At 54.1% G+C, this 12,471-nt stretch carries 14 protein-coding genes; 8 read left to right on the top strand and 6 right to left on the bottom strand.

All coding sequences use genetic code 11. The features are described 5' to 3' along the window. Positions 1-118 precede the first annotated feature (118 nt). Genes LMS44_RS11100 through LMS44_RS11090 form a run of 3 tightly spaced genes read left to right on the top strand, consistent with a single transcriptional unit; the run spans position 119 to position 2,397 of the window. Positions 119-535, top strand: coding sequence for a hypothetical protein (locus LMS44_RS11100; RefSeq protein ID WP_022523508.1), 417 nt, complete (start codon positions 119-121; stop codon positions 533-535). A 7-nt stretch (positions 536-542) separates the two neighbouring features. Further along, positions 543-1,814, top strand: a complete 1,272-nt coding sequence (locus tag LMS44_RS11095; protein WP_022523509.1) for an ATP-binding protein — start codon at positions 543-545, stop codon at positions 1,812-1,814. A 43-nt stretch (positions 1,815-1,857) separates the two neighbouring features. Then, positions 1,858-2,397 carry a response regulator transcription factor gene (locus LMS44_RS11090; RefSeq protein ID WP_009286672.1) on the top strand — a complete coding sequence of 180 codons (540 nt, stop codon included), beginning with the start codon at positions 1,858-1,860 and terminating at the stop codon, positions 2,395-2,397. Positions 2,398-2,458: 61 nt separating this feature from the next. Here the strand turns inward: LMS44_RS11090 and LMS44_RS11085 are convergent, their stop codons facing one another. Next, positions 2,459-3,232, bottom strand: a complete 774-nt coding sequence (locus tag LMS44_RS11085) for a 3-hydroxybutyrate dehydrogenase (protein WP_498947273.1) — start codon at positions 3,230-3,232, stop codon at positions 2,459-2,461. 73 nt (positions 3,233-3,305) lie between these two features. Next, positions 3,306-3,731, bottom strand: a complete 426-nt coding sequence (gene hybE / locus LMS44_RS11080; RefSeq protein WP_022523511.1) for a [NiFe]-hydrogenase assembly chaperone HybE — start codon at positions 3,729-3,731, stop codon at positions 3,306-3,308. A 183-nt stretch (positions 3,732-3,914) separates the two neighbouring features. On the opposite strand from hybE, the gene LMS44_RS11075 reads away from it, so the two are divergent. Next, on the top strand, positions 3,915-4,178 hold the full coding sequence (locus tag LMS44_RS11075) for a GrxA family glutaredoxin (protein WP_022523512.1): 264 nt from the start codon (positions 3,915-3,917) through the stop codon (positions 4,176-4,178). 104 nt (positions 4,179-4,282) lie between these two features. Beyond that, positions 4,283-5,050, top strand: coding sequence for a VOC family protein (locus LMS44_RS11070; protein WP_022523513.1), 768 nt, complete (start codon positions 4,283-4,285; stop codon positions 5,048-5,050). 93 nt (positions 5,051-5,143) lie between these two features. On the opposite strand, the gene LMS44_RS11065 is transcribed toward LMS44_RS11070, so the two are convergent. Then, positions 5,144-5,809, bottom strand: a complete 666-nt coding sequence (locus LMS44_RS11065) for a CoA transferase subunit B (protein ID WP_022523514.1) — start codon at positions 5,807-5,809, stop codon at positions 5,144-5,146. Between the two features lie 63 nt (positions 5,810-5,872). Beyond that, positions 5,873-6,571, bottom strand: a complete 699-nt coding sequence (locus tag LMS44_RS11060) for a CoA transferase subunit A (RefSeq protein WP_009286666.1) — start codon at positions 6,569-6,571, stop codon at positions 5,873-5,875. Positions 6,572-6,735: 164 nt separating this feature from the next. On the opposite strand from LMS44_RS11060, the gene LMS44_RS11055 reads away from it, so the two are divergent. From LMS44_RS11055 to LMS44_RS11045, 3 genes are all read left to right on the top strand, one after another. Next, positions 6,736-7,632 carry a LysR family transcriptional regulator gene (locus tag LMS44_RS11055; RefSeq protein WP_022523515.1) on the top strand — a complete coding sequence of 299 codons (897 nt, stop codon included), beginning with the start codon at positions 6,736-6,738 and terminating at the stop codon, positions 7,630-7,632. A 106-nt stretch (positions 7,633-7,738) separates the two neighbouring features. Further along, entirely contained in the window at positions 7,739-8,620 is an 882-nt protein-coding gene (gene yihG, locus LMS44_RS11050; RefSeq protein WP_022523516.1) for a 1-acylglycerol-3-phosphate O-acyltransferase, YihG family, read from the top strand. A gap of 116 nt (positions 8,621-8,736) precedes the next feature. Then, the gene (locus LMS44_RS11045) at positions 8,737-9,534 is read left to right on the top strand and encodes a LysM peptidoglycan-binding domain-containing protein (protein WP_159177928.1); all 798 of its coding nucleotides are present in this window, start codon (positions 8,737-8,739) and stop codon (positions 9,532-9,534) included. Between the two features lie 80 nt (positions 9,535-9,614). Here the strand turns inward: LMS44_RS11045 and gcvT are convergent, their stop codons facing one another. Further along, positions 9,615-10,727: a glycine cleavage system aminomethyltransferase GcvT gene (gene gcvT / locus LMS44_RS11040; RefSeq protein WP_022523518.1), complete on the bottom strand. Its 1,113-nt coding sequence runs from the start codon at positions 10,725-10,727 to the stop codon at positions 9,615-9,617. A gap of 123 nt (positions 10,728-10,850) precedes the next feature. Then, positions 10,851-12,260 carry an alanine/glycine:cation symporter family protein gene (locus tag LMS44_RS11035; RefSeq protein WP_027959396.1) on the bottom strand — a complete coding sequence of 470 codons (1,410 nt, stop codon included), beginning with the start codon at positions 12,258-12,260 and terminating at the stop codon, positions 10,851-10,853. Positions 12,261-12,471 lie beyond the last annotated feature (211 nt).

Here is a 12,471-nt window from a genome sequence, read left to right as displayed (position 1 = left end):
AGTATCGTATTATGGCGGCGCTGTTTTAGAGACACAGCTCTTTCAAGATCCAGATCTAACGGTTAGTTTTTGCAGTCGTTTATAAAAGTTAGTTTTGACGCTAAGGATTCGGTTGTTTATGCAGAACGTGCGCCGCTATGCGGATATTATTGCCAGCCTGGAAGGATTGATGTGGCTAAGCCTCGCTTGGTCGATTTCGCTCTCCGTTCATATCGGCAGCACAGAACCCACTCTTGCTAGCTTATTGGTGATTGGTGCTCTAGTGGTTTTCTGCTGGGCTCATCGGCCACTGCGTTACCTGTTGCGCCGCTACCATATTCGCAAGCGACGCACCGATATGTGGATCCATACCCTGGCTCTGCCGTTGCTGCTGGCGATGTTCCTCCACATCATGCTTGAAGCGTTATTGGGTAGCGCCTGGTTGCCGCCTAAAATGCTGCTGTTCAATATATTGGCGTCGGCTGGCTGGACAACCTACGTGATGACCCTGTTGATTAAATCTGTCATTCATGGCTTTAAAGCCAAGACCAAGTAAGCCCAAAATGCAAACTGCCCTACCCCTTCCGCTTTCTACTCCCAACCGAAACTTGGTGCGGCTGACTATTGTGCGCGGCATCACCTGGACCGGTTTCTTATTGGCTATTGTGGTGGGCGTTGAACTGCTCGCCTTCGATTTACCGGTGACCGCCGTGGTGAGCGTGGTCATTTCAATGGGCGTACTCAATATTGCCACCTGGTGGCGCCTGGGCCGTCCCCGCGCGGTGACGCACCTTGAGTATTTGCTGCATTTACTTGCCGATATCACCGGCTTAACACTACTGTTCTATTTCTCGGGCGGTTCCACCAACCCTTTTATTACCTACTACCTGGTGCCGGTTACCATCGCCGCCGCCACCCTGCCCTGGCGCCATGCCTGGATCATCGCCGCATGCTCCATGGCGGGCTATACCTTTTTAATGTTCTCCTACCACCCCATCCCGCAACTGGGCCATATCAACAGTGATAGCCCCTTGAGCCTGCATATACTAGGCATGTGGCTTAACTTTGGCCTCTCTGCGGGGCTGGTAACCTTTTTTATCTACAAAATGGCTCACGCGCTGCGTAGCCGTGATCAGGCGCTCTCCCGCACTCGGGAAGCGGCCCTGCGCAATGAGCAGGTGTTGGCGGTCGCGACCCAGGCCGCGGGCACTGCCCACGAACTGGGCACACCACTCTCTACCATGGCAGTCCTCCTCAAAGAGATGCAGGCCGATGCCCCCGCCGATTCGACGCTTGATCAGGACATTAACTTATTGCGCCAGCAGGTCGACGTATGCAAATCACGTCTACAAAATTTGGTCTCCAACGCTGACCGGCGGCGTATGGCAGAACCCGAAGTGCTCGATGCAGAAGTGTGGTTAGCGGGGGTTGTTCAGCGCTGGTTGGTGCTCCGTCCTGATGTGAGCCATCAGTTCGATGTGGCAGAGAAACGCGGAAGACCTTGGCTGGCCGTCGATGCCACGCTCGACCAAGCATTGACCAATTTGCTCAATAACGCCGCTGACGCCAATCCTGAGCACATTGCCATACGCTTAGACTGGCAGAGTGAGAGCGTGGTGATCGATATTCGTGACCATGGCCCAGGTGTCGCCATGTCGATCGCCGACCAGTTGGGTGAGACGTTTATTTCGACTAAAAGCAAAGGCATGGGCATCGGCTTGTTTTTAACCCATGCCACCATCAATCGCTTTGGTGGTGGTGTAAGCCTGTATAATCACCCGGAAGGGGGTACGCTAACGGAAGTCACGCTGCCCCGCTGCGCAGCGCCAACTTAATCGCGCCCGCCCCAAGCACCGCCAGTTATGGATTGAGGACAACATGCAAACGCGAGAGCAACGCCTGCTAATCATAGATGACGATGAAATGTTTTGTCATGTGCTGAACCGTGCCCTTACGCGCCGCGGTTACGACGTTATAGTTGCCCACGATGCCGAGCAGGCCCTGACCATGGCCGCGCAGCATTCACCCACCATGGCGACCCTTGATTTAAAACTGGAAAACAGCTCAGGTTTAAAACTGCTTCCGGAGCTGCTTGCCACCGTGCCCCAGTGTCGCATTGTGGTGCTGACCGGCTACTCCAGCATTGCCACCGCAGTGGAGGCGATTAAGCTCGGCGCGGTTAACTACCTGTGTAAGCCGGTGGATGCCGACGATGTATTAACCGCATTCGAGCGCCAAAGCGGTGACCCGGATATTGAGCTTGCAGACAATCCGCCATCGATTAACCGCATCACCTGGGAGCATATTCAGAAAGTGCTGCAGGAGCACGACGGCAATATATCCGCCACCGCACGAGCGCTGGGCATGCACCGCCGCACCCTGCAGCGCAAACTACAAAAACGCCCCGTACGTCGTTAAAGCCTGCAACAAAGCACCCCGCCAACCACATCAAGGTCACTGGCGGGGCCAAACTGATTAATTAATGCGCCGTCCAGCCTAAATCGATATTAAAGCTTGAGCCAGTCACAGCACCGGCTGCGTCGGATGCCAGATAAGCGACTAATTGCGCCACCTCTTCAGGTTCGATCAAGCGCTTGATGGCCGCCTGTTTGAGCATGACTTTCTCGATGACCTCCTGCTTATCCATACCGTGCAATTTAGCCTGGTCGGCGATTTGGTTGTCCACTAACGGGGTTTTCACATAGGCAGGACATACCGCATTCGCGGTGATGCCTTGTTCACCGCCCTCTAGCGCCGCCGTTTTGGTCAAACCAATCATGCCGTGTTTGGCACTGATGTACGCCGCCTTCCCTGGTGAAGCCACCTGAGCGTGTATCGAGGCCACGTTAACGATGCGTCCCCAACCCTTTTCACGCATATGCGGCCAAGCCGCCTGTGTTAGTAAGAAAGGCGCCGTTAGCATCAAGTCCATAATCTGACGCCACTTTTCCTCGGGGAAGGTCTCAATCGGGGCAACGTGCTGAATCCCAGCGTTATTGACCAATATATCAACACCGCCAAAGCGCTTGACCGCATCCGCCACCGCCGCACGGCAGGCGTCGGGATCGGTTAGATCCGCCTCAAAGAACGCCGCGCCGGATTTTTCAGCGACCGCCTTACCCGCCGGATTAAAATCGACGGCAAGCACTTGATGACCTAATTCGCAAAAGTGCTTAACCACAGCGGCACCGATCCCGCTGCTAGTACCGGTTACCAGCGCAACTCGCGGTGTTGTAACGGCTTGGGAAGTCATGGGTAATTTCCTTTTTCACTGCGTGGATGGAAGATACTGTTTGTAGAAATCCTGACAGTATAGCTGGCTGCACTTAGGCGTTGAGCCCTTCATCGGGTTGCATTAAACGCGCCATCATTTGCTGCGCCAGCCTCGCGGCCTCCTGCATGCTCTCCAGCTCGCTTAAATCTCGCAAAATGGCGCGCTTATAGAGTCCGTAGCCGCCTGGCAAGCGCTCAAGAGATAGTGGGTATGTGCCTGAAGGCAGAGAAAGCGTAAGCGTATCCGCCAGAGTCTCGGTCAGCAGGGAGTGGTCAGGCACTGCAACCAGCCACAGCTCGCAGGGCGTAATCAACGCCCCCACCATGTGCTTAGCGCCATGATGCTGGAAGCATAGCGCATCAACCCCTAAACGCGGGTTCCAGTCACTTTTTCGTTTAATGGATGGCAAGTGCCTATCTCGGTACGCTTTCGACAGATCAGTAAGAAAGGTGTATTCGTCAGCGGTGAGCGTTTGCATAGGCTTGTTGGTTTTCCCAGGTGATAACGGACATTAATGGTTCGTGTAGCGAGCTACTATTGGCGAAACGAGCTCTGCTCAGCCACAATGGGCGCGAATTTATCGCTTAGCCAAACGGCTATTTACCCTTCAGTTACTGTCTACCTGATAACTTACTCAGTTTATCGTAAAGGAGCACCACCTATGTTCGTGGTTATTTTTGGTCGGATGTCATGTCCTTTCTGCGTACGCGCAAAACAGCTGGCCGAGCATTTGGAAAAAGTCGGAAAAATTGAAGGCTATCGCTATGTGGATATGCCCTCTGAAGGCGTCACTAAAGAAGATATCGCCAAAACAGCGGGTAAACCCATTCACACTGTCCCGCAGGTCTTTGTCGATCAAACCCATGTAGGCGGCTTTACTGAATTTGATCAGTTTGTCCGCGATCAACAGCTACTTGCCGTTTAACCGCTCGTTAATAGCCGTTGAACCCTTGCTTACCCCGCTTGCCTATACTGAGCAGTTATTTAATGGCTCACGCTAGGTGTGCCACTTTAGGCAAGGAGTTCACCATGCAGCGTCAGGAGTTCGTTCAGCAGCTGTGGCTTGACTATGTACATACCCATCCCGACATCGGCGCCCTTAGACTTTGGCCACTATCAACGGCGGCTGAATATTTAACGCTGGTAACGCTCAATTACGGGCCCTTTGCCGCTGCCGCGCTTACCGGCAATTTAGCTCATATGGGCTATCGCGTCATGGGCCATTACGCCATGGCCGATAAAGGCCTATTAGTGCAACTACTCGCGCCAAGCGACGGCAGTAGTTGGCTGGTGCTGGCAGAACTGCAAATAGGCACATTGTCCAAGGCGCCCCGGGAAGCCATTGAAGGGCTGGTGCAACAATCTCACCCTCAGGATTGCAAGGGGCATAATTTGCTCTGCCGCGGTCGCCCCTGGCCGATGCCTAGCTGGGCGCTTTATCAACAGCTACAGCAAGCTCACCCCTTGGCTGCCTGGATAGCGGTGATGGGCCCTCGATTGCATCACGCTGGCTTTGATTGTGGGCAGTTGGGGGAGCCCTTGAAAACGCTGGATCAACGCCTAAGTGAAGTGGGCATGCCAAGCCTTGAGGGCCAGCAAAACGGTGTCTTCACGGTATCATCACTGCTTGATCACCGCTTCTACCCCACCACACCACAGAAAACAGTCTTCGCCAATGGCGATGAACATCGCCTCTGCCTAGGCGGCCTGGCGTTAGCCCAAAAGCACGTTGAAGATAATCACGAGCATATTGCCGATTTACTGCTACCCCACCATACGCGCTGTGAAATGGCCTGAGACGCTAGCAGTAATGGCGCTAGCGTCTCACTGTGCAGTTTATTTAACCCTCTAACCTTCGGCTGTTTATCATTCGGGCTAATGGGAGCGTACTTACTCGGCATCAAACGTCATTTCGGGAACATGGTCAGGCACAATCAGTTTGCCCGCCGTCTTCTCGACGATTTCCTCAACGCTTACGCCCGGAGCGCGCTCCTTGAGAATAAAGGCACCGTCTTTGATTTCAAGATAAGCTAAATCTGTCAACACGCGGTTAATGCAGCCTGCGCCGGTCAGCGGTAGTTCGCATTTTTCCAATAGCTTGGATTCGCCGTGCTTAGAGGCATGGGTCATAGTGCAAATGATATTGTCGGCACCGGCAACGAGATCCATGGCACCGCCCATGCCTTTGATCAACTTCCCTGGAATCATCCAGGACGCGATATTGCCCTGCTGATCCACCTCGAAAGCCCCCAGCACGGTGAGATCCACGTGGCCACCACGAATCATCGCAAATGATTCTGCGGAAGAAAAAATCGCTGCGCCTGGGCGCGCCGTCACCGTCTCTTTACCCGCATTAATCATATCTGGATCAAGTTCGTCTTCGGTGGGGTAGCGGCCCATCCCCAGCAGACCGTTCTCGGATTGCAGCATGACATCGATGCCATCCGGAATATAGTTGGCAACCAGGGTGGGAATACCAATGCCCAGGTTGACGTAAAAACCATCTTGAAGTTCGCGGGCGACACGCTGAGCCATCTGTTCTCGTGTTAAAGCCATGGTGACTTCCTCTTGTTGAATCGTTAAATGAGAAGCTAGTGTTGCGTTTGAAGGCGCGGCGTATTAGCTGCGCACCGTGCGTTTCTCTATCCGCTTTTCAAACGTGCCTTGAATAATCCGATCCACATAAATTCCTGGGGTATGGATCTGGCTAGGCTCAAGCTCACCCGGTTCAACGATCTCTTCAACTTCCACCACGGTAATTTTCCCCGCCGTGGCGGCCATGGGGTTAAAATTCTGCGCCGTATGGCGATACATTACATTGCCATAGCGATCCGCCTTCCAGCCTTTCACTATGGCAAAATCACCTACAATGGCTTCTTCTAAAATACAGTGTCGGCCATTAAACTCGCGAACCTCTTTCCCCTCACCAATCGGCGTGCCGTAACCGGTAGCGGTGTAAAAGGCGGGAATACCAGCGCCGCCTGCGCGCATTTTTTCCGCCAATGTGCCTTGAGGCGTTAACACCACTTCAATCTCATCGTTGAGCATTTGCTTCTCAAACAGGGCATTCTCACCTACGTAAGAGGCCAGAATCTTACTGATTTGGCGGTCTTCAAGCAGTATTCCCAAGCCAAAACCATCGACACCGCAATTATTGGATACCACGGTAAGGTCAGTGACGCCGCGTCGCTTGATCTCGGCAATCAGGTTTTCGGGAATACCGCAGAGCCCGAAGCCACCGGCGATGACGGTCATACCGCTTTCGATGCCTTCCATAGCCTCTTCGTAGGAAGCTACACGCTTATCGAATCCTGCCATTGTTGTGCCTCACATTGTTGTTGATGATCAGTGTTATCGTAGATGAGTGCTGTCAAAAATTCGCGAACTGAAGCTTACGATAGTGCCAGTGTTGTGCGAGATGATATATTTGTTAAGTTTGTTTTTCTTATCAATTTATTTTTTAAACTTATAAAAGGTGCTTTATGACCGTCAAACAGCTGCGCGCCTTTCTGGCGGTCGCCCAAACCCTCAGCTTTACTCAAGCCTGCGAGCGCCTGCATTTATCCCAACCAGCGCTAAGCCTGGCAATTAAAGGCCTGGAAGAGTCCCTGGGTGGCAAACTGCTGATTCGTAGCACCCGCAGCGTCAGATTAACCCCAGAAGGCGAGTCGCTACTACCGCTAGCCAAACATCTGCTGGCCCAGTGGGACAATACCGAGGAGCGTTTGCGCCAGCGCTTCACCCTCCAGCTGGGGCGCCTTAGCGTGGCGGCGATGCCCGCCTTTGCCGGTAACTTACTCCCTGCGGCGCTGGTTAAATTTCGCCAACAGTACCCCAAAATCAACATAACCGTGCACGATGTCATCAACGAGGAGGTTACCGCCATGGTGCGCTCCCGACAGGTAGAGATGGGGATCGCTTTTTCTCCGGAGGGTACCGGCAGCCTGCTCTTTACGCCGCTGTTTGAAGACCATTTTGTGGCGGTCGTGCCGACTGGCTCTCCGTTAACCCAGAACACCCAGCTCGCCTGGTCGACGCTGCTAAGCTACGATTTCATTACTCTTCAGCGCCCCTCCATGGTACGTCGTTTATTGGAACAGGAGCTGAGCAAACAGGATATGGAGCTCACTGTGGCCTTTGAAAGCCACCAGCTCTCCACCGTGGGGCGGATGGTTGCCGACGGTCTGGGCGTCAGCGCTGTGCCTTCCATGTGCATTCGTCAAATGCATGAACTGGGCGCTCGCTGCATACCGCTGACAGCGCCCGCTATCTCCTGCCGGGTCGGCATTTTGACTCACCAAGAGCTCTCCGTAGCCACCCATGCACTGCGCACCGTTCTCTTGAACACCGTCCAAGCCCCTTCACTGCCGCTCGCCTAAAACATCATCAAGCTAATGAATTGCTGTAGGTTTCTGCTGGGCAGCGTGGCTAGGATCATTTAGCATTCAGTATTACGTTATTGGTCTGACGGTAAGGAAACGTGGTATGCCTATTTTAAAGGGGCTGATTAGCGCTCTGCTGCTAACGCTCAACACGCTGTTCTGGGGCGTACCTCTCATTCTGCTGACGCTACTTAAAGTCATTGCCCCAGGGCAGCGGCTTAAACAGTTAGTGTTGCAGGGGCTGAATGGCGTTGCGCTTAACTGGATAGGCGTTAATCTTTGGTGGATGCGGCACTGGCTCAAACCCGTGCTACACGCCAGCGTACCTGATAATTTGAGCCCACAGCAGTGGTGGCTGGTGATATCCAACCACCGCAGTTGGACGGATATCTTTATGCTGTTGATGGCGTTGCATCGGCGTATCCCCATGCCACGTTTTTTCTTAAAACGTCAATTAATCTGGATCCCCATCGTAGGGTTGGCTTTTTGGGCACTAGAATTTCCTTTTATGCGCCGCTTTAGCCGCGAACAAGTCGCTAAAAACCCTAAACTGGCCACCATTGATCGAGCAGCTACCGAACGGATGTGTCAGCAGGCAAGGCACTCGCCCATTGCGATTTTTAATTTTGTCGAGGGCACCCGCTTTTCGGTTACCAAACGCGATGCCCAGCAGAGCCCCTACCGCCACTTATTACGCCCTAAAGCGGGCGGCATTGCCCAAGTACTTAGTCTGCTAGGCAACCAATTGGATGGTATCCTGGATGTGACGATCAGCTACGCTAACCCCTCGCCGACGTTTTGGGGCTTTTTATGCGGCAGGGAAGCGCCCATAACATTACAGGCACGGCAACTCAGCATTCCTGAGTGGATGTACGCATCAGAAAACCACGAAGAAAAGCAGCATAAGGAACGCTTCCACACATGGATCAATGCACTCTGGTTGGAAAAAGATGGCATGCTGGACAGCCGAACCGATCACGCCTAGCCGGCTGGCTCACTGTTTGGCTGTTAGCGGGACTACTGACCGGCTGTTCCAGCGCTCCTCCATCGTCATCCCAGCGAGCAGCCGCTCCTAGCGCCAGCCAGATCAGTGGCAACTGGGTGCAAGTACAGCGTGGCGACACGCTGGGTAAGCTGGCGGCCCGGGCTAACGTGCCACTGGAACGCTTGGAGCGCTTTAACCCAGGTGCCGATACGCGGCGCCTGGAAATTGGGCAACGTCTATTAATTCCTACCCAGCAGGAGCGGGCACCTTCAGGTGGCCCCTACCGCTATCAAATCCGTCCTGGTGATACGTTCTCGAGCATCGCCCGACATTTTGGCACTACCAGTGGCCGCATTCAGAGTGCCAACCCTAGTGCCTCTCCCACTAATTTGAGAATTGGCCAAATAGTCAGCCTCCCCCTTAGCGGTTCAGCGGCGCGAAGTTCATCTAGAAGCTCAGCAAACAGTAGCAGCTCTTCAAGCGCTAACAAGCCTGCCGCTGCACCTACCAGCAGCGCTCCCAGTCAGGCGCTACCCTCATCAGCCAGGCGCTGGCCCTGGCCGCTGGAGGATTATCGAGTGGTTCGCCGCTTCGGGCCAGACAGCCGAGGCACCCTGCAGCCCATGCTGCTGGCTACTCAAGCTGGCGCTCAGGCTAAAGCCGTCGCCCCTGGCGAAGTACGCTTTGCCGACGGTATGCGTCAGTTGGGTGAAGTGGTGATTGTGCACCATGCCAATAACCTCCAAACCGTATACGCCCTTTGCGAGCGCATTTTGGTCAAGGTAGGCAAACAGGTTAGCGCGGGAGACCCACTTTGTGAGGTAGGTCAAAGCAGTGCCACCCAACGCTATGATCTACTCTTTGATCTGCGCCAAGGCGGCAAACCCATCGATCCCAAGCAGGTTCTGCGCTAAAACACTCGCTTGAAACCGTCCCTCATAATAAAGCAACGGCCCCTAGCTTAAGCAGGGGCCGCGGGTAGATGGACACGCTTCTAGCCGCGATAGTAGCCCGGCTTTACAAACGGCGTGGGAGTTACCACCATAGGTAACTGTTTACCGCGTACCACCGCGAATACAGTGCTTTGCGGTGCTTCCTGCTCGCGAGTGACATAACCCATCGCCACAGGCTTACCGACGCTGGGACCAAAGCTGCCGGAGGTAACGATTCCAATCTCATTGCCTGCCTCATCCACAAGCGGCGCACCCTCACGCACCGGCGCGCGACCTTCAGCTAACAGCCCAACACGCTTGCGGGTGTGATCTTTGGCATCGACCTGATGAAGAATCACATCGGCGCCTGGAAAACCTCCCGGCCGATCACCGCCACGACGACGGGGCTTGCCAATCGCCCAAATTAGACCTGCTTCTATCGGGGTGGTTTGCTCATCCATATCGTGGCCATACAGGCATAAACCCGCTTCCAAACGCAGCGAGTCCCGCGCTCCCAGGCCAATCGCTTCGACTTCAGGCTCAGCTAGCAGTTGCTCAGCGAAGGCTTCGCAAGCATCGGCGGCGACGGAAATTTCAAAACCATCTTCACCGGTATAGCCGCTGCGGCTCACCCAAACCTCCTGCCCAGCAATGGTGAAGCGGCCATGCTGCATAAACACAAGCTCACAGGCTTCAGGGCAAAGCCGCTGCATGACATCCCGCGCCTGAGGCCCTTGGAGCGCCAGTAAGCCACGATCCAAAGGTTCAATGGTATGGGTTGACGCCAAATTGAGGCGCAGGTGAGTCAAGTCCTGATCTTTACAGGCGGCATTCACTACCAGATAGAAGTGATCACCCGCATTGACCACCATCAGGTCGTCAATAATGCCGCCTTCTGTGTTGGTGAACAGCCCGTAACGTTGGGCACCTTTCTCAAGGCTCATCAAATCGGCAGGAATCAAGGTTTCCAGGGCTTCGGCCACGCCGTCACCGGAAACGCTGATTTGCCCCATATGGGAGACATCGAACAGCCCGCACTTTTGACGGGTGTGTTCATGTTCTTTTTTGACCCCCAGCGGATACTGCACCGGCATATCGTAGCCAGCAAAAGGTACCATCTTGGCGCCTAGCTTGAGGTGCAGCGCATGCAGTGGCGTTTGCTTTAATTCAGACATAGGGGCTTTCCTCGCTTAAAAGTGTTCGCTCAAAAAAGAGAACGGGAAGCCACTGATTAAGTGCCTTCCCGACTCTCCTGTTATTCACGTTCACCTACAGCGCCGATGAACGCGCTGCGGGTATTATTGGTCGTGATCCAGTGCTTCACCCGGCAATACGTCTTTGCCGTCGAAATAGTCCTTGGTTAGCTTAAAGACTACCGGCGAAAGCAGTGCCAAGGCAATCAGGTTCGGGATCGCCATCATGGCGTTGAAGGTATCCGCCATGAGCCAGATAAAGCCCAGTTGAGCGATGGCGCCCAGCGGGATGGCCAGTACGAACAGCACCCGATAGATCATAATAGAGCGAGTGCCAAACAGGAACTGGCAGCACTTCTCACCGTAAAATGACCAGCCTAGGATGGTGGTAAAGGCAAAAATCGCCAACGCAATGGCGACAATCTGATTGCCAAAGCCAGGCAGTGCAGCGTCAAACGAAAGCGCGGTCAGCGACGCCCCCGCTTCACCCTCTTGCCAAACCGTTGAGGTCAAAATCACCAACGCGGTAATCGTGCACACAAGAATGGTATCGATAAAAGTGCCCAACATCGCGATTAAGCCTTGGCGCACTGGATTTTTGGTTTTGGCCGCCGCGTGCGCGATCGGCGCACTACCCAAACCCGCTTCGTTGGAGAAGATCCCGCGTGCCACACCAAAACGAATCGCCGCCATGACGGCGGCGCCCGCGAAACCACCTGCGGCCGCCATGGGGTTGAAGGCATAGTAGAAGATCAAACCAAAAGCTTCACCGATCTGCCCGGCATTGACGATCAATACCAACAAGCCAGCCACTACGTAGGCAATGCCCATAATCGGCACCAACTTGCCCGCCACTTTAGCAATACGCTTGATACCGCCCAGAATCACCGCGCCAGCCAGCACCATAATGACCACCCCCGTGAGCCAGTGCGGCACGCCGAAGGTGGCGTCCATGGCGTCAGCAACGGAGTTGGACTGAACGGTATTGCCGATCCCGAAGGCTGCGACAGCGCCAAAAAATGAGAACAGGCCGCCCAACCATAGCCACTTTTTACCCAGGCCATTCTTGATGTAAAACATCGGCCCGCCCACGTGGTAGCCAGTGCTATCGGTTTCACGATAGCGCACGGCCAGCACCGCTTCAGCAAATTTAGTGGCCATACCCACCAGTGCGGTAATCCACATCCAAAACACAGCGCCAGGGCCACCTAACGCAATGGCTGTGGCGACACCGGCAATATTACCGGTACCGATGGTCGCAGAGAGTGCGGTCATCAAGGCATTAAAAGGAGATATTTCCCCTTCGTCTCCCTCTTTGGCAACTGCCGCTTTACCCACCCCAGGTTTCGCATCACGCCCCGCCCACATTAGCTTGAAGCCCATGCCGAGCTTTCTAATCGGCATCAGTTTCAAGCCAAGCTGCAGGTAGATCCCCACACCGAGTAGCAGAATCAACATGACGGGCCCCCAGACCACGCCGTTGATCGCCCCTAAGAGGCTAGTTAATGCTTCCATGTTCATCTCCTCGCTTTGTTGGTATGCAATATTGGTGTGTATTATTGGCTTGTTGCGATTACGGGCTAGTCCTAACGACGCTATTGTTGGTTAGCGCACGATTTGAATGTTTTACACCATAAACTTAGCTAGCATCTAGGGTGATGTCGCTTGTGCATAGAGGATACCGCTTTTTTCATAACCCGATCTTCTGCACAAACCCGGCGAAAAG

Origin of the sequence: Halomonas profundus, assembly GCF_020865425.1 — a bacterium.
GTDB classification, from domain to species: domain Bacteria; phylum Pseudomonadota; class Gammaproteobacteria; order Pseudomonadales; family Halomonadaceae; genus Vreelandella; species Vreelandella titanicae.
Note: the sequence above shows the minus strand (reverse complement) of the source record. Positions and strands in the feature narration are given on the sequence as shown.

Bases quoted from the DNA above. Each gene is read 5' to 3' on its own strand.
- LMS44_RS11100 (WP_022523508.1), top strand. From the start codon at position 119: ATGCAGAACGTGCGCCGCTATGCGGATATTATTGCCAGCCTGGAAGGA.
- LMS44_RS11095 (WP_022523509.1), top strand. From the start codon at position 543: ATGCAAACTGCCCTACCCCTTCCGCTTTCTACTCCCAACCGAAACTTG.
- LMS44_RS11090 (WP_009286672.1), top strand. From the start codon at position 1,858: ATGCAAACGCGAGAGCAACGCCTGCTAATCATAGATGACGATGAAATG.
- LMS44_RS11085 (WP_498947273.1), bottom strand. From the start codon at position 3,232: ATGACTTCCCAAGCCGTTACAACACCGCGAGTTGCGCTGGTAACCGGT.
- hybE (WP_022523511.1), bottom strand. From the start codon at position 3,731: ATGCAAACGCTCACCGCTGACGAATACACCTTTCTTACTGATCTGTCG.
- LMS44_RS11075 (WP_022523512.1), top strand. From the start codon at position 3,915: ATGTTCGTGGTTATTTTTGGTCGGATGTCATGTCCTTTCTGCGTACGC.
- LMS44_RS11070 (WP_022523513.1), top strand. From the start codon at position 4,283: ATGCAGCGTCAGGAGTTCGTTCAGCAGCTGTGGCTTGACTATGTACAT.
- LMS44_RS11065 (WP_022523514.1), bottom strand. From the start codon at position 5,809: ATGGCTTTAACACGAGAACAGATGGCTCAGCGTGTCGCCCGCGAACTT.
- LMS44_RS11060 (WP_009286666.1), bottom strand. From the start codon at position 6,571: ATGGCAGGATTCGATAAGCGTGTAGCTTCCTACGAAGAGGCTATGGAA.
- LMS44_RS11055 (WP_022523515.1), top strand. From the start codon at position 6,736: ATGACCGTCAAACAGCTGCGCGCCTTTCTGGCGGTCGCCCAAACCCTC.
- yihG (WP_022523516.1), top strand. From the start codon at position 7,739: ATGCCTATTTTAAAGGGGCTGATTAGCGCTCTGCTGCTAACGCTCAAC.
- gcvT (WP_022523518.1), bottom strand. From the start codon at position 10,727: ATGTCTGAATTAAAGCAAACGCCACTGCATGCGCTGCACCTCAAGCTA.
- LMS44_RS11035 (WP_027959396.1), bottom strand. From the start codon at position 12,260: ATGGAAGCATTAACTAGCCTCTTAGGGGCGATCAACGGCGTGGTCTGG.